Source organism: Aquamicrobium sp. YD-1-mutant5, assembly GCF_059509755.1.
This window is the reverse complement of sequence record NZ_JCAKKP010000003.1, coordinates 34829-49170: the sequence shown is the minus strand read 5'-3', so window position 1 is coordinate 49170 and position 14342 is coordinate 34829. Positions and strand designations below refer to the sequence as shown.

Sequence of the window (14342 nt, the reverse complement as noted above, 5' to 3'; positions counted from 1 at the left end):
ACGGCGCCATGGCCAGTTTCACGCTCTCCGACCTGGAAGCAACGATCCGCGAGCGGGCGCGCTCCGGCGATGCTGATTCCTGGACCGCACGGCTGTTTGCCAAAGGCATGGACAAGGCGGCCCAGAAGCTGGGCGAGGAAGCGGTGGAAACGGTGATCGCAGCGGTTACGAAAGATCGCGACGGCATCGTTTCGGAAAGCGCCGATCTCATCTATCATCTGCTCGTCGTGCTGGGGATCGCGGATGTTCCCTTCGACGAGGTGCTTGCCGAACTCGAGCGACGGACCGGGCAATCGGGCGTCGCCGAAAAGGCATCCCGCAACCAGCCGGGTTAAACCCCGGAGCGAGGGCTGGAGTCGCGATGGATCAGCTTGCGCCGACCGCACAGTATTCTCCCTATATGTTTTTTTCGGCGGAAGAGTGGGCCAAATTCAGGGCCGACACGCCGCTGACCCTGACGGGCGAGGAAATCAAACGCCTGCGGTCGCTGAACGATCCGGTCGATCTCGACGAGGTCCGGCGCATCTATCTGTCGATGTCGCGGCTGCTTTCGGCGCATGTCGAGGCGAGCCAGCTTCTCGCCAGTCAGCGCCGTGTTTTCTTCAATGGCAAGGGGGTCTCCAAGACGCCCTTCATCATCGGCCTTGCCGGTTCGGTTGCGGTCGGAAAATCGACGACGGCGCGCGTGCTGATGGAATTGTTGTCGCGCTGGCCCTCCAGCCCGAAGGTCGATCTGGTGACGACGGACGGTTTTCTGCTACCCAACGAGGTTCTGCGGCGCGAAAACCTGATGGAGCGCAAGGGCTTTCCCGAGAGCTATGACGTCGGCGCGCTGCTGCGCTTTCTTTCGGCCATCAAGTCCGGCGAGAAGGACGTGCAGGCGCCGCTTTATTCGCACCTGACCTACGATGTCGTGCCGGGTGCTTTCACCACCATCGACCGGCCGGACATCCTGATCTTCGAAGGGCTGAACGTGCTGCAGACGCGCCATCTGCCGCCGGATGGCAAGTTCGTGCCGTTCCTGTCCGATTTCTTCGACTTCTCCATCTATATCGATGCCGACGAGAAGCTGATCCACGACTGGTACATCGCCCGCTTCATGCGGCTGCGTGACACCGCCTTCCGCAATCCGGATTCCTTCTTCCATCGTTATTCGCAGCTTTCGGAAGGGGCCGCACAGGCTATTGCCGAGGGGTTGTGGATGAACATCAACCTGCGGAACCTGCGCGAGAACATCCTGCCGACCCGCCCCCGCGCCGATCTCATCCTGCGCAAGGGCGCCGATCACCTGATCGAGGAAGTGGCGCTGCGCAAGCTGTAGAGCATTTTGCAGTCAGACCGAATCGTCTGACGTTGCACAAATGCGGCCAAGGGAATCAAGCTGGAGCAGTGGGGATACGCTCGTCAGAGCGCCCGGTGCTCCAGCCGGCCGCTCAGGCGGTGACGCGGCGCAGCGTTAGGTTGATGCGGCCGCCGTTTTTCAGAAGCGTGGAACTTTGCGGGTAGATGCGGTCGACGCCATGAAAGGCGAGGCGGCTTTGCCCGCTCAGAACCAGCACATCGCCGCTCGCCAGCCTGAGCGAGGCGGTCGATCCGCCGCGCTCTGCGGTGCCGACGCGGAAGCGGCAGTCGTCGCCCAGCGAGATGGAGACTACCGGAGCGGAAAAGTCGGATTCGTCACGATCCTGATGCAGACCCATGCGGGCCTTCTCATCGTAGAAATTAACCAGACAGGCCTGCGGCGGCTTGTCGTGGCCCGCTACGTCGCGCCAGATATCGAGCAGCATTTCAGGAATCGGCGGCCATGGCGCACCGGTCAGCGGGTGCGTGGGCTGGTAGCGATAGCCACGCTCCTTGTCCGTGACCCAGCCGAGCTCGCCGCAATTGGTCATGCGCACGCTCATTTCCTTGCCGGTGCGTGGCATGGCCGGGACAAAGAGCGGGGCGTTCTGCACCACCTGCCTGATCTCATCGATAAGCGAGGCTTGCTGCTCAGGCGAAAGGTAGAGCGGAAAATGACGTACGCCGTCTGGCAGGGTGGGCATCGGTCTGTTCGTAGTTTTCAGTTATAGGGCCTTCAGTTATGAACCACTGAAAAGCAGAACGGCGACCCGAAAGCCGCCGTTTCTTCAGGATATTTTCCAGTCTCAGCCTTCGAGATCGGGAATGCGCAGCACCTGGCCGGGATAGATCTTGTCCGGGTGCGTCAGCATCGGCTTGTTGGCTTCGAAGATGACGGTGTATTTCGAAGCCTTGCCCTTGCCGTAATGGGCTTCGGCGATCTTGGAGAGGTTGTCGCCCTTCTTGACCGTGTAGAAGACGGCTTCCTTGACCGTGGCGTCCGGTGTTGTAACCGTCAGCTCGTCGGCCTGAACCTTGGAGACACCCAGCGTGTTGCCGACCGCGATGATCGCCTTCTCGAGTGCCGACTGGTCGGCGACCTGACCCTTGAGCACGGCGGTGTCGCCATTGACCTCGATCTTGACGTCGTCAGTGCCGAGCTTGTGGGAGTCCAGCTCCTTCTTCAGCGCATCCGCATCAGGTGTCTCGTCGTCACCGAAGCCAAGCTTGGCGCCGACATTCTTCACGAAGTCGAAAATACCCATCGGGTTCTCCTTTTATTAACCATCATTGTCTTCGCAGCTAATTGAGAAAAATGGAAGACGCGCGGGAATTTTCAATCGCTGTCGACCCTGCCCCGCATTTTTTTCACCACCGAGCGGCCTGCCTTGGCTTTCAGCCGGCGTTCCACCGATCCCTTGGTCGGCTTCGTCTTCTTGCGCGGCGGGGGCGGCGGCTCGGCTGCTCTGGCGACAAGCGCCGCCAGCCGCTGGCGGGCGTCGGCGCGGTTCTGCTCCTGCGTGCGGAAACGTGCGGCCTCGATGACGATGACGCCGTCCTTGGTGGCGCGCTGCCCGGCGAGCTTCAGGGTGCGCTCGCGCACCCGTTCGGAAAGGCCGCGGGCATTGGCAGCGTGGAAGCGAAGCTGAACGGCGGTGGCCACTTTGTTGACGTTCTGCCCGCCGGGACCGGAAGCGCGGATGAACGCCTCTTCCAGCTCGTCGGGATAGATGACGGCTTCCCTGCCAATGACGATGTTGTCTTCGAATGCCATGTGAGCACTCATGCGGCCTGAGGGCCAAAAAGAAAAGGCCCGATCGAAACCGGGCCTTTTGCAGTTGCGGTGTGTGTGCCTTATTCGGCGGCTTCCTGCACCTTCGGGGCCGCGCTCCTGACGGTTGCATCGACATGGGTTTCGAACTTGCCGAAATTGTCGATGAACATGCCGACCAGCTTCGCGGCCTGACGGTCGTAGCCTTGCTTGTCGGCCCAGGTCGAGCGCGGGTCGAGGATCGACTGATCGACACCCGGTACCGAAACAGGCACCTCGAAGCCGAAATTCGGGTCGGTGCGGAATTCGGCCTGCTTGAGCGAACCGTCGAGGGCGGCCGTCAGAAGGGCGCGCGTTGCCCTGATCGGCATGCGGCTGCCGACGCCGTAGGCACCGCCGGTCCAGCCGGTGTTGACGAGCCAGCAATCGACATTGTGCCCGGCGATCAGTTCGCGCAGCAGATTGCCGTATTCCGAAGGATGGCGGGGCATGAAGGGCGCGCCGAAGCAGGTGGAGAAGGTCGCTTCGGGCTCGGTCACGCCACGCTCGGTGCCGGCTACCTTGGCGGTGTAACCTGACAGGAAGTGATACATGGCCTGCGCCGGTGTCAGCTTCGCGATCGGCGGCATCACGCCGAAGGCATCGGCGGTCAGCATGATGATGTTCTTCGGGTGGCTGGCGCGGCCGGTGGCGCTGGCGTTGGGGATGAAGTCGAGCGGATAGGCGCAGCGCGTGTTCTCAGTGCGCGAGCTGTCGTCGAAGTCGGGAACACGCTTCTCATCGAGCACGACATTTTCCAGCACCGTGCCGAAACGGCGCGTGGTGGCGAAGATTTCCGGCTCGGCTTCTGCCGAAAGACGGATGGTCTTGGCATAGCAGCCGCCCTCGAAGTTGAAGATGCCATCCGGGCCCCAGCCATGCTCGTCGTCGCCGATCAGCGTACGCTTCGGATCGGCCGAAAGCGTGGTCTTGCCGGTGCCGGAGAGGCCGAAGAACACGGCGGCGTCGCCGTCCGGGCCTTCGTTGGCCGAGCAGTGCATGGGCATGACGCCCTTGGCGGGCAGGATGTAGTTCAGCGCGGTGAACACCGACTTCTTCATCTCGCCGGCATATTTCGTGCCGCCGATCAGAACGATCTTGCGGGTCAGGTCGACGGCGATGAGCGTCTCGCTGCGGCCGCCATGCCTGCTGTTGTCAGCGCGGAAGGAGGGCAGGTCGATGATGGTCATTTCCGGAACGAAACCGGCGATCTCCTCATCGGTGAGGCGGATCAGCAGGTTGCGGATGAACATGGAATGCCATGCGAATTCGGTGATCACGCGCGTCGGCAGGCTCAGCGAGCGATCGGCGCCGCCGATCAGGTCCTGCACGAACAGGTCCTTGCCCGACGCATGCTTCAGGAAATCGGCATAGAGCGCATCGAACTGCGCCGGCGTCATCGCATTGTTGTTGTCCCACCAGACATGGGCTTCGGTGTTCCCGTCGAGAACGACAAACTTGTCCCTGGGCGAACGTCCCGTAAACTGCCCCGTGTCGGCGACAAGCGCGCCATGGGCGGTCAGCGTTGCCTCGCCGCGGCGGACAGCCTCCTCGCAGAGCTCTGCCGGGCCGAGATTGAAATACAACTGTCCCGTCGTGCTGAGACCGAGTGTATCGAGCCCGAGTGCAGGATTGCGTTTGCCGATTTCCGACATGGAAGTCCTTTCAATATACGCGGATGCGATGAGGGAAAGGCTGGCGTTTCCGGAGCCTTTTCTGCTCACAAACAGAAAAAGTCAGTAATTTCAAATCATTAATCGATTTAAAAATTTTGAAAGTTGTTTAAATCGTTTATATGTGTGTAAAAACTCGTCTGCCAGTGGGACACAAGGCTTGGCGGTTCGTTTTTTGTCGGCTGCAAATGTGCCTGGCGGCCTTGGCGCGGTTGAATGGACGTGCCACATTTTGTACCTAATTTGTCCTGCACAAGCCCTTCTGCTTTTAGAAGGGATACTCGCCCATGAGGGAGCCGCTCGAAATGGCAACGATCGCGCTTGTCGACGACGACCGCAACATTCTGACTTCGGTTTCCATAGCGCTGGAATCCGAGGGCTACAGGGTGGAGACCTATACCGATGGTGCTTCGGCGCTGGAAGGGCTGGCCGCCCGGCCGCCGAACCTCGCTATCCTCGACATCAAGATGCCGCGCATGGACGGCATGGAGCTTCTGCGCCGGCTGCGGCAGAAGACCGATCTGCCGGTGATCTTCCTCACCTCCAAGGATGACGAGATCGACGAGCTGTTCGGCCTCAAGATGGGCGCTGACGATTTCATCCGCAAACCGTTCTCTCAGCGCCTGCTTGTCGAGCGCGTGAAGGCGGTGCTGCGCCGTGCAGGCGCGCGCGAAACCGCCGCCAAGACCCCGAACCAGCAGACCCGTTCGCTGGAGCGCGGCCAGCTGGTGATGGATCAGGAGCGCCACACCTGCACCTGGAAGGGGGTGCCGGTCACGCTGACGGTGACGGAATTCCTCATTTTGCATTCGCTTGCGCAAAGGCCCGGCGTGGTGAAGAGCCGCGACGCGCTGATGGATTCGGCCTATGATGAGCAGGTCTATGTGGATGACCGCACCATCGACAGCCACATCAAGCGCCTGCGCAAGAAGTTCAAGATGGTGGACGACGACTTCGAGATGATCGAGACGCTTTACGGCGTGGGCTATCGTTTCAAGGAAGCCTAGAGCATTTCTGCTTTTCCCGGAATCGCAGAAACGCTCTGACCTTTTGTTTTGAGGCAATTCCGAACGCAAAACCGCTGCGCATTTTTGCTGGAATTGCTATAGGCGCGGCACGCATGAGGCTGCGGGGGCCATGGTCAGCGAAGCACAGCTCAGGAAGCAGGGGGGTGTATCGAGACGCCCCGTGCGCCGTCTTTCGGTGCTGTCGCGGCTGACCGTGCCCGTGCGCCGTTTTCTCGGCCACCATGTCTTTTCCAGCCTCACGCGGCGCATCCTGTTCGTCAACCTTGCCGGCCTTGCCGTCATGGTCACCGGCATTCTCTATCTGAACACGTTCCGCGACGGCCTGATCGACGCGCGCGTGGAAAGCCTGATGACGCAGGGCGAGATCATCGCCAGCGCCATCGCCTCTTCGGCCACGATCGAAACGGATTCGATCAGCATCGACCCGGAAAAGCTGCTGGAACTGCAGGCCGGTGAAAGCCTTGCGCCGGGATCGGACCAGCTCGACAATCTCGATTTTCCGATCAACCCGGAGCGCGTCGCGCCCCTGCTGCGCCGGCTGATCTCGCCCACCAACACGCGCGCGCGGGTCTACGACCGGGACGCCATCCTGTTGCTGGATTCGCGCCGGCTCTACTCGCGCGGCCAGATCCTGCGCTACGACCTGCCGCCTCTGGAAGAGGACAAGCCGAACTTTCTTGAGCGGGCGGAGCGTTTCGTCTTCGACCTGTTCAGGAACCGGGACCTGCCCGTCTATCACGAGCAGCCGGGCGGCAATGGCGCAGCCTATCCGGAAGTGATGAAAGCGCTGACCGGCAGCCCTTCGACGATCGTACGCATTTCGGAAAAGGGCGAGCAGGTGGTTTCTGTCGCCGTGCCGATCCAGCGCTTCCGGGCGGTGCTGGGCGTGCTGATGCTTTCCACCGAGGGCGACATCGACAAGATCGTCGCCGCTGAGCGCAAGGCGATCCTGCGCGTGTTCGGCATTGCTGCGCTGGTCACGGCGCTGATGTCGCTGCTGCTGGCTTCCACCATCGCCAATCCACTGCGCCGGCTGGCTGCCGCTGCGGTGCGCGTGCGGCGCGGGGTCAAGAGCCGCGAGGAGATCCCGGATTTCTCCGACCGGCAGGACGAGATCGGCAATCTCTCGGTGGCCGTGCGCGACATGACCAATGCGCTCTATGCCCGCATCGACGCCATCGAAAGCTTCGCGGCCGATGTCAGCCACGAACTGAAGAACCCGCTCACTTCGCTGCGCAGCGCGGTCGAGACCCTTCCGCTCGCCAAATCCGAAGCATCGCGTGAGCGGCTGCTGGAGGTGATCCAGCACGATGTGCGCCGGCTGGACCGGCTGATCACCGATATTTCCGATGCCTCGCGTCTCGATGCTGAACTGGCGCGCGAGGATGCGGACAGCGTCGACCTGAAGAAATTCATCACCGATCTGGTCGCGGTCTCGCGCGAGGCGTCGGGTCACAAGAAGCCGGTCGATATCAGGCTTCATGTCGCCGATCTGCCCGCAGGTTCCCCCGCAGGCTCCAAGGGCTACCGGGTAAGCGGCCACGAATTGCGGCTGGGGCAGGTGATCACCAATCTGATCGAAAATGCGCGTTCCTTCGTGCCGGAAGAACACGGCGTTGTTTCGATCTCGCTGGCGCGTAAGGGAAACTCTAACGTCATCACCATCGATGATAACGGCCCGGGCATCCGCCCCGATGCGGTCGAGCGCATCTTCGAGCGGTTTTATACCGATCGCCCGTCGAGTGAGGCATTCGGTCAGAATTCGGGCCTCGGCTTGTCGATCAGCCGCCAGATCGTGGAGGCGCATGGCGGCACGCTGACGGCCGGTAACATTCCGGCCGACAAGCCGGGCGAGGTGCTGGGGGCACGGTTCACCATCGTGCTGCCGGCCGAGTTGTGAGCGCCGTCGTGCGGGCCTGGCCGGCGACCAATGTCCATGGCACGGCTGTTTTGGTCGCCGAAAAGGGCGTCCTGATCACCGGCCCGTCAGGGTCGGGCAAGAGCACGCTGGCGCTCGCCCTGATCGACAGGCTTGGCACCGGCGGGCGCTTCTGCCGGCTGGTGGCGGACGATCAGGTTTTTGCAAGCGGCCATGGCGAACGGCTGGTTTGCCATGCTCCCGACACGATTTCGGGTCTGGCTGAAGTCTGCGGCATCGGGCCGCAAAGGCTGGCGGCCAGCGAAGATGGCGCCGTGATCGACCTGATGGTGCGGCTGGTGCCCGATACGAAACTTCCGCGCCTTCAGGAGGAGGCGCATGAAACCGTCGCCGGATGCGTGGTACCGCGCATTGATCTGCCGGCCCGGAATGTCGTCTGTGCGCTTCAGATGCTGGCCGCCTGGCTGAAATTGCCGCCTTTCAGGGCAGAATGATGCTGCAATGCGGCAATATGGCCACCCGAGGTGCACTTTAGGGCTTGTCAACGCGCCACGTCTCGACAAGATAGCGCTCCCAAGTCGCCGGGGTGGCGAGTATAAAAAGCGCTTGTGAAGGGGCCATGACGGGAGCCATCCAACGATGATCGGACTCGTGCTCGTGACGCACGGTCGACTGGCCGAAGAGTTCCGCTATGCGCTGGAACATGTGGTCGGACCTCAGGAACAGGTTGCAACGGTGTCCATCGGTGCCGATGACGACATGGAGCAGCGCCGCCGCGACATTGTCGAGGCGGTGGCCGAGGTGGACACCGGAACCGGCGTCATAGTTCTCACCGACATGTTCGGCGGCACGCCCTCGAACCTTGCGATCTCGGTCATGGAGGCCGGCCGGGCCGAAGTGATCGCCGGCATGAACCTGCCGATGCTGATCAAGCTTTCGAGCGTGCGCAAGAATGACGACATGCAGGCAGCCCTTGAAGAGGCGCAGGCGGCGGGCCGCAAGTACATCAATGTCGCAAGCCAGCTGCTGGCCAGCAAATGAGCATTGAAGCCGATAACATGGAAGAGTTGGCGCGCGACGTGAAGATCGTCAATCAGCGCGGCCTTCATGCGCGTGCTTCGGCCAAGTTCGTGCAGATGGTCTCCGGTTTCGAGGCGGAGATTTTCGTCGAGAAGGACGGCACCCGCGTCGGCGGCACCTCGATCATGGGGCTGATGATGCTGGCTGCCAGCCCCGGCTGCTCGGTGCGCGTGATTGCCCGCGGCGCTGATGCCGGAGCGGCGCTGGATGCGCTTGAGGAACTGATTTCCAACCGCTTCGGCGAGGAATGCTGACCGCCGGGGCCAGACAAGCGCCTCACGGTTCCAGTTCGACATCCCAGTAGAGAAAATCCATCCAGCTTTCGTGCAGATGGTTGGGCGGGAAGAGCCGGCCGTTGTTGTGCAGGTCCTGCACCGTGGGCTGGTAGGGCTTCTGCTGAGGCCACATTCTGGCCTGAGACGGCAGCATGCCCCCTTTTCGCAGATTACAGGGGGAACAGGCGGCGACTATGTTCTCCCACGTCGTCGTGCCGCCACAACGACGTGGGATGACGTGGTCGAAGGTCAGATCCTCGGTCGTGTTGCAATACTGGCAGCGGAAGCGGTCGCGCAGGAACACGTTGAAGCGGGTGAAGGCCGGGTAGCGGGAGGGCTTCACATAGGTCTTCAGGCTCACCACGCTCGGCAGCTTCATGGAGAAGCTCGGCGAGGAGATCGCATGCTCATATTCGGCGACGATGTTGACGCGTTCGAGGAACACGGCCTTGATGGCGTCCTGCCATGACCACAGCGACAGGGGATAGTAGCTGAGCGGGCGATAATCCGCGTTCAGCACCAGCGCGGGAAGCCCATCCGGAGATACGGCGACCGTCACCTGTCCAACCTCCTTTGCTGCGTTGATCATGCTCTGGATGTCGCGGATATTCTACGCCTCCCATGACAGTCATGTGAAGCGGATTGTGCAGGTCGCGATGCCTGCAAAAGGCATGTTTTGCGCGGTTTTTCGAGGCCTCAGGCGGGAGGTGCGGCCTCGCGCCCCTTAAGTTCGCGGTAATAGGCCCAGAAAAGGCGCGCCGCCACGCCCCGCCACGGGCGCCATGATTCGGCCAGCCGCAGGAGCGGCTTTTCACCCGGGCGCGGGTCTATGGTCAGGGCATGGCCCACTGCGGTCTGCAGCGCGACATCGCGTGCGGGAAAGATGTCGGGATGGCCGGCAGCAAACAGCAGATAGCAATCCGCCGTCCATGTGCCGATGCCGGAAATGGCGGTAAGGCGGCGGTGCGCCTCGTCGGCATCGAGCCGGCAGAGCCCGTCGAGATCGAGGCCCTCCGCCACCGCCGTCGCAGCAGCAAGAATGGAGCGTTGCTTGGGGCGCGAAAGGCCGGCGGTGCGGAAGATGGCTTCGTCGGCCTCCAGCACGGCCTGCGGCGTCAGCGGATCGAGCATGGCGGTGAGGCGGCCGAATATGGCATCCGCACTGGCCCGCGACACCTGCTGCGAGATCAGGATCGAGGCGAGGCTGTGAAAGCCGGGCTCGGAAAGGCGCAGCGGCACGTCGCCGGCGCGTTCGCGTACTATGGCGAGACGCGGATCGAGCGCGACGAGCGCATCGAGACCCTGCGTGATATGTACCATTGTTTCGATGCGCTGCATGGGAATGCTTGTGTTCAGGGTTTGCTTGTGTCGATTGCCCGGCGAGAGTAGCAATCGGCGAGAGCGCCGCACAACCCGATTTGCCGCAGCAGCATGACAGCACCGATCTTTCGCTTCGCACCCAGCCCCAACGGCGAACCGCACCTTGGCCATGCGCTTTCCGCCATGCTCAACGACGATCTGGCGAAGATGGCTGGCGGCAGGCTGCTCCTGCGCATCGAGGACATCGACACCACGCGCTGCACGCCACAGTTCGAGGCCGGCATCTATGAGAATCTGCGCTGGCTCGGCATTGCCTGGGAGGAGCCGGTGCGTCGCCAGTCCGCCCATTTCGGCACGTATCGGGAGGTGCTCGCCGAACTCGTCCGGCAGGAGCTGGTCTACCCGGCTTTCATGAGCCGGGGGGAAATCAGGGCCTTTGCGGAAGCGCGTGAAGGGGATGGCACGGGCTGGCCCCGTGACCCGGATGGCGCGCCGCTCTATCCGGGGCTCGACAAGACGCTTGGCTCGCAGGAACGGCAGCGGCGCATCGATGAGGGCCGGGCCTTCGCCTGGCGGCTGGATATGGCGGCGGCGCTCGCCCGGATCGGGCGGAAGCTGTCATGGCGGGAGTATCAGGACGACGGCCTCGCCGAGGTCGCAACCGTGGAAGCCGATGCCGCCGCATGGGGTGACGTCATTCTCGCGCGTCGTGAAATCCCGACCAGCTATCATTTGTCTGTAGTGACCGACGATGCGCTGCAGGGCGTAACCCATGTGGTGCGGGGTCGCGATCTTTATCATGCAACCGCCGTCCAGCGTCTTTTGCAGGAGCTTCTGGGCCTGCCTGCGCCGCTTTATCGCCATCACCGGCTGATTCTGGGCGAGGACGGGCGCAAGCTGTCGAAAAGCATGAAATCGACCGGACTTACCGCCCTGCGGACCGCCGGCGCCACGCCGCAGGAAATTCGGCGGCTTGTCGGCCTGTAAGCCCGATGGCCTACAGGTTTTGCTTTGCCTGACAGGGATGAGACCGCTAAGCGGTGAACAAGAATGCCGTTCTGACCGGCCGAAAGGTTTACGATGAAGCGCTTCATCCCATCGCTGTTCGTGGTTCTGTGGGCGACAGGCTTCATCGGCGCGCGCTACGCCATGCCGTGGGCGGAGCCGTTCACCTTCCTTGGTGCGCGTTTCGTCATCGCGGCCGTCATCTTCGCCTTCCTCGCAATTGTCCTGCATGCGCGCAGGCTGCCGGCACGCACCGCCTGTCACGCCATGGGCGCAGGGGTGCTGATGCACGGCGTCTATCTCGGGGGCACATTCTGGGCGGTGCGCCACGGCATGCCGGCCGGCCTGTCGGCGCTGGTGGCCGGCCTCCAGCCGCTGGTCACGGCGGTGATGGCGGGGCAGTTGCTCGGCGAGAAGATCCAGCCGCGCCACTGGCTGGGGCTTGGCATCGGCCTTGCCGGCGTCATCCTCGTGCTGTGGCCGAAATTCGGGGTGGCTGGCAGCGGCATCACCCCGGCCACGCTTGGCGCATCGATCTGTGCGGTTCTGGCGATCAGCGCCGGAACCATCTGGCAGAAGCGCCACGGCTCCGGCGGCGATCTGGTGACGGGAACCTTCTGGCAATATGTGGGCGGCGCGGCCGTTGCCGTGCCCATTGCTTTCCTGTTCGAGACGCGCACGGTGGTGTTCAATGGCGAGCTTGTGTTTGCCATGACGTGGCTGGTTCTGGTCCTGTCGGTGGGCGCGATCTTCCTGCTTATGATCCTGATCAGGGATGGCGAAATGTCGAAGGTCGGGTCCCTGTTCTATCTCGTTCCGGCGGTAACCGCCCTGATGGCCTGGGCGCTGTTCGGGGAAACGCTTACGCCAGTCCAGATCGTCGGCATGGCCATCACCACGCTGGGCGTTGGGCTGGCCACGGCGCGTGCTCAGGCGCCGACGCGGGCGCGCGCTTCCTGATAGCGGCTGATGGCGGCGTTGAGCTCACCGCCGAGGATGAAGATCGCCGACACGATGTAGAGGAAGACCACCGCGATCATGATCGAGGCAAGCCCCGCATAGGTCGAGGCATAGGACGAGAAATTGTCGATATAGGCGCCGAAGATCATCGAGCCGACAACCCATGCCACGAGGGTGAAGCCGATGCCGGGCAGGATGGACAGGAAGCTGCGCCGCCCGGTCGGCAGCCACATATGCACCGCCAGCAGAGCGCCGATGATGACGGTGGCGGCGATGGTGTAGCGCCAGAAGGTGATGGTGCCCATATAGGGGCTGATCCATTCGAAATGCGCCTCCGCCAGCCGCGCCAGCAACGGCGCGAACACCAGAAGCACGCTGATGGCGAAGAACACGGCGGAGCCGATCAGCACGAAAATGAGGCTTTGAATGCGCCGGTAGATGATGCCGCGATCTTCCGTCACCCGGTAGGCGCGGTTCAGCGAGGTGCGCAGGGCCTCGATGCCGTTCGAGGCGAAGAAGGCGGCCAGCAGAACGCCGTAGGTCAAAAGGTCCGTGCGCTGGACGGTCAGCACGTTGAGGACTTCGTTGGCGATGGGCTTGGCGATCTGTTCCGGCCATGTGTCGAACACCAGATGCACGGCGGTATCGGCGAAGGCCTCCGCGCCGAGGAACGAGGCCAGCGTGGTCGCGAAGATCAGGAACGGGAACAGCGCCATCAGCGCCGAAATGGCCAGATGACTGGCCATGGACCATCCGTCGTCGTCGTTGAAATGCCCGAGCGCGTCATAGAGAACGCGTTTGACGGCTACAATCCTGCGTAACAATGGCCGGTCCCGTGATTGAATCAAGGCCGCGAATATGGGAAAGGTTGCCCCTGAAAGACAAGCCCCGGGGAAGAATGGCCGGTCCTGACGCACAGTTGCCCACCATCATCGTCACCGGAGCATCTTCAGGCATCGGCGCTTACTGCGCCCGCGCTCTGAAGGCCGATGGCTGGCGGGTTTTCGCCACGGCGCGCAAAAAGCAGGACATCGAAGCGCTGGAAGCCGGGGGTTTCGAAGCCTTCTATCTCGACTATCGCGAACCAGCCTCCATCGAAGCGCTCGTCCGGGACGTGATGGAGCTGACCGGCGGGCGTCTCGATGCGCTCTACAACAATGGCGCCCACGCACAGGCCGGGGCGGTGGAAGACCTGCCGGTGGAGGCCCTGCGCGAACAGTTCGAGGCCAATGTGTTCGGCTGGCATGACCTGACGCGGCGCGTGCTGCCGGCGATGCGCGCACAGGGGCATGGCCGGCTGGTTCACTGCTCCTCGATACTCGGCCTGATGCCGGCGCGGCTGCGCGGCGCCTATTGCGCCTCCAAGCATGCAGTGGAAGGGCTGATGCTGACGCTGCGTTTCGAACTGGAAGGCTCGGGCATCCATGTCTCGCTGATCGAGCCCGGCCCGGTACGTTCCAACATTCACAGGAACGGCATGGTCTGGTTCCTCAAGCATGTCGACTACGGTACTTCTTCCTATCGCGACGATTATCGCGCGCAGATGGAGCAGGTGCGCAGCACCACGGACAAGGTGCGCTCGGAGCCCGCCGTCGTCTACCGGGCGTTGCGCCATGCGCTTGTGTCGCAACGCCCGCGCGCGCACTATGTGGTAACGATGCCCGCCAGGGTCGGCGCGCTCATCAAGCGGCTGCTGCCGGCGAACCTGTTCTACCGCATACTTTCGCGGGCCGCCTGAACCCGAAAGCCCGATACAGCAACGGACATCTGCATATGGCAACCGCTTTCAACATCATCGCCGTCGTCTTCATGTTCGCCGTGGTCGTCGTGCTCATCCGCGGCCTCATGAACATGATGCGCGGCGGGTCGGGCAACACGTCCAACAAGCTGATGCAGGCGCGCATCATTCTGCAGTTCGTGGCGCTGGTCTTCCTGCTTCTCGCCGTCTACATCGCCGGCAGGTAGCCGGAC

At 62.6% G+C, this 14342-nt stretch carries 18 protein-coding genes; 11 read left to right on the top strand and 7 right to left on the bottom strand.

The features are described from left to right. Window positions 1-8: 8 nt before the first annotated feature. Window positions 9-335, top strand: coding sequence for a phosphoribosyl-ATP diphosphatase (locus tag AC5XE7_RS04445; RefSeq protein WP_239799597.1), 327 nt, complete (start codon window positions 9-11; stop codon window positions 333-335). 26 nt (window positions 336-361) lie between these two features. Beyond that, window positions 362-1321: a type I pantothenate kinase gene (gene coaA / locus AC5XE7_RS04440; RefSeq protein WP_495364984.1), complete on the top strand. Its 960-nt coding sequence runs from the start codon at window positions 362-364 to the stop codon at window positions 1319-1321. A gap of 112 nt (window positions 1322-1433) precedes the next feature. Here coaA and AC5XE7_RS04435 read toward each other — a convergent pair whose 3' ends face one another. From AC5XE7_RS04435 to AC5XE7_RS04420, 4 genes are all read right to left on the bottom strand, one after another. Next, the gene (locus AC5XE7_RS04435; RefSeq protein WP_495364983.1) at window positions 1434-2045 is read right to left on the bottom strand and encodes an alpha-ketoglutarate-dependent dioxygenase AlkB family protein; all 612 of its coding nucleotides are present in this window, start codon (window positions 2043-2045) and stop codon (window positions 1434-1436) included. 102 nt (window positions 2046-2147) lie between these two features. After that, window positions 2148-2606, bottom strand: a complete 459-nt coding sequence (lysM, locus tag AC5XE7_RS04430; RefSeq protein ID WP_183824214.1) for a peptidoglycan-binding protein LysM — start codon at window positions 2604-2606, stop codon at window positions 2148-2150. Window positions 2607-2677: 71 nt separating this feature from the next. Next, window positions 2678-3115 (bottom strand): alternative ribosome rescue aminoacyl-tRNA hydrolase ArfB, encoded by a 438-nt coding sequence (gene arfB / locus AC5XE7_RS04425; protein WP_495364982.1) that lies wholly within the window; start codon window positions 3113-3115, stop codon window positions 2678-2680. An 80-nt stretch (window positions 3116-3195) separates the two neighbouring features. Beyond that, a complete protein-coding gene (locus AC5XE7_RS04420) occupies window positions 3196-4806 on the bottom strand; it encodes a phosphoenolpyruvate carboxykinase (RefSeq protein ID WP_495364981.1) in 1611 nt (536 codons plus the stop codon). A gap of 323 nt (window positions 4807-5129) precedes the next feature. Between AC5XE7_RS04420 and AC5XE7_RS04415 the strand changes: the two genes are divergently transcribed. From AC5XE7_RS04415 to AC5XE7_RS04395, 5 genes are all read left to right on the top strand, one after another. Continuing rightward, the gene (locus AC5XE7_RS04415; RefSeq protein ID WP_183831199.1) at window positions 5130-5831 is read left to right on the top strand and encodes a response regulator transcription factor; all 702 of its coding nucleotides are present in this window, start codon (window positions 5130-5132) and stop codon (window positions 5829-5831) included. Between the two features lie 130 nt (window positions 5832-5961). Further along, window positions 5962-7752 carry a sensor histidine kinase gene (locus tag AC5XE7_RS04410; RefSeq protein ID WP_495364980.1) on the top strand — a complete coding sequence of 597 codons (1791 nt, stop codon included), beginning with the start codon at window positions 5962-5964 and terminating at the stop codon, window positions 7750-7752. 8 nt (window positions 7753-7760) lie between these two features. Next, window positions 7761-8225, top strand: coding sequence for an HPr kinase/phosphorylase (locus AC5XE7_RS04405; RefSeq protein WP_495364979.1), 465 nt, complete (start codon window positions 7761-7763; stop codon window positions 8223-8225). Between the two features lie 145 nt (window positions 8226-8370). After that, a complete protein-coding gene (locus AC5XE7_RS04400) occupies window positions 8371-8772 on the top strand; it encodes a PTS sugar transporter subunit IIA (RefSeq protein ID WP_183824202.1) in 402 nt (133 codons plus the stop codon). Next, window positions 8769-9065, top strand: a complete 297-nt coding sequence (locus tag AC5XE7_RS04395; RefSeq protein ID WP_239799591.1) for an HPr family phosphocarrier protein — start codon at window positions 8769-8771, stop codon at window positions 9063-9065. Before AC5XE7_RS04400 ends, AC5XE7_RS04395 begins: the two co-directional genes overlap by 4 nt. Before the next feature lie 22 nt (window positions 9066-9087). Here AC5XE7_RS04395 and AC5XE7_RS04390 read toward each other — a convergent pair whose 3' ends face one another. Then, a complete protein-coding gene (locus AC5XE7_RS04390) occupies window positions 9088-9645 on the bottom strand; it encodes an HNH endonuclease (RefSeq protein ID WP_183824196.1) in 558 nt (185 codons plus the stop codon). 137 nt (window positions 9646-9782) lie between these two features. Continuing rightward, window positions 9783-10424: a DNA-3-methyladenine glycosylase family protein gene (locus tag AC5XE7_RS04385; RefSeq protein ID WP_495364978.1), complete on the bottom strand. Its 642-nt coding sequence runs from the start codon at window positions 10422-10424 to the stop codon at window positions 9783-9785. Window positions 10425-10517: 93 nt separating this feature from the next. Here AC5XE7_RS04385 and gluQRS point away from each other — a divergent pair, with 93 nt between their 5' ends. Both gluQRS and AC5XE7_RS04375 read left to right on the top strand, forming a co-directional pair. Further along, window positions 10518-11393 (top strand): tRNA glutamyl-Q(34) synthetase GluQRS, encoded by an 876-nt coding sequence (gene gluQRS / locus AC5XE7_RS04380; protein WP_495364977.1) that lies wholly within the window; start codon window positions 10518-10520, stop codon window positions 11391-11393. 93 nt (window positions 11394-11486) lie between these two features. Then, window positions 11487-12371: a DMT family transporter gene (locus AC5XE7_RS04375; RefSeq protein ID WP_495364976.1), complete on the top strand. Its 885-nt coding sequence runs from the start codon at window positions 11487-11489 to the stop codon at window positions 12369-12371. Here the strand turns inward: AC5XE7_RS04375 and AC5XE7_RS04370 are convergent. Then, window positions 12341-13195 carry a YihY/virulence factor BrkB family protein gene (locus tag AC5XE7_RS04370; RefSeq protein ID WP_183824186.1) on the bottom strand — a complete coding sequence of 285 codons (855 nt, stop codon included), beginning with the start codon at window positions 13193-13195 and terminating at the stop codon, window positions 12341-12343. The two genes, AC5XE7_RS04375 and AC5XE7_RS04370, sit on opposite strands and share 31 nt — an antisense overlap. 74 nt (window positions 13196-13269) lie before the next feature. On the opposite strand from AC5XE7_RS04370, the gene AC5XE7_RS04365 reads away from it, so the two are divergent. Together AC5XE7_RS04365 and AC5XE7_RS04360 are read left to right on the top strand one after the other, a co-directional pair. After that, window positions 13270-14109, top strand: coding sequence for an SDR family oxidoreductase (locus tag AC5XE7_RS04365; RefSeq protein WP_495364975.1), 840 nt, complete (start codon window positions 13270-13272; stop codon window positions 14107-14109). A gap of 35 nt (window positions 14110-14144) precedes the next feature. Then, window positions 14145-14336: a twin transmembrane helix small protein gene (locus AC5XE7_RS04360; RefSeq protein ID WP_239799586.1), complete on the top strand. Its 192-nt coding sequence runs from the start codon at window positions 14145-14147 to the stop codon at window positions 14334-14336. Window positions 14337-14342: the final 6 nt, after the last annotated feature.

Bases quoted from the DNA above. Each gene is read 5' to 3' on its own strand.
- AC5XE7_RS04435 (WP_495364983.1), bottom strand. From the start codon at position 2,045: ATGCCCACCCTGCCAGACGGCGTACGTCATTTTCCGCTCTACCTTTCG.
- AC5XE7_RS04420 (WP_495364981.1), bottom strand. From the start codon at position 4,806: ATGTCGGAAATCGGCAAACGCAATCCTGCACTCGGGCTCGATACACTC.
- gluQRS (WP_495364977.1), top strand. From the start codon at position 10,518: ATGACAGCACCGATCTTTCGCTTCGCACCCAGCCCCAACGGCGAACCG.
- AC5XE7_RS04375 (WP_495364976.1), top strand. From the start codon at position 11,487: ATGAAGCGCTTCATCCCATCGCTGTTCGTGGTTCTGTGGGCGACAGGC.
- AC5XE7_RS04415 (WP_183831199.1), top strand. From the start codon at position 5,130: ATGGCAACGATCGCGCTTGTCGACGACGACCGCAACATTCTGACTTCG.
- arfB (WP_495364982.1), bottom strand. From the start codon at position 3,115: ATGGCATTCGAAGACAACATCGTCATTGGCAGGGAAGCCGTCATCTAT.
- AC5XE7_RS04365 (WP_495364975.1), top strand. From the start codon at position 13,270: ATGGCCGGTCCTGACGCACAGTTGCCCACCATCATCGTCACCGGAGCA.
- AC5XE7_RS04400 (WP_183824202.1), top strand. From the start codon at position 8,371: ATGATCGGACTCGTGCTCGTGACGCACGGTCGACTGGCCGAAGAGTTC.
- AC5XE7_RS04410 (WP_495364980.1), top strand. From the start codon at position 5,962: ATGGTCAGCGAAGCACAGCTCAGGAAGCAGGGGGGTGTATCGAGACGC.
- AC5XE7_RS04395 (WP_239799591.1), top strand. From the start codon at position 8,769: ATGAGCATTGAAGCCGATAACATGGAAGAGTTGGCGCGCGACGTGAAG.
- AC5XE7_RS04360 (WP_239799586.1), top strand. From the start codon at position 14,145: ATGGCAACCGCTTTCAACATCATCGCCGTCGTCTTCATGTTCGCCGTG.
- AC5XE7_RS04445 (WP_239799597.1), top strand. From the start codon at position 9: ATGGCCAGTTTCACGCTCTCCGACCTGGAAGCAACGATCCGCGAGCGG.
- lysM (WP_183824214.1), bottom strand. From the start codon at position 2,606: ATGGGTATTTTCGACTTCGTGAAGAATGTCGGCGCCAAGCTTGGCTTC.
- AC5XE7_RS04385 (WP_495364978.1), bottom strand. From the start codon at position 10,424: ATGCAGCGCATCGAAACAATGGTACATATCACGCAGGGTCTCGATGCG.
- coaA (WP_495364984.1), top strand. From the start codon at position 362: ATGGATCAGCTTGCGCCGACCGCACAGTATTCTCCCTATATGTTTTTT.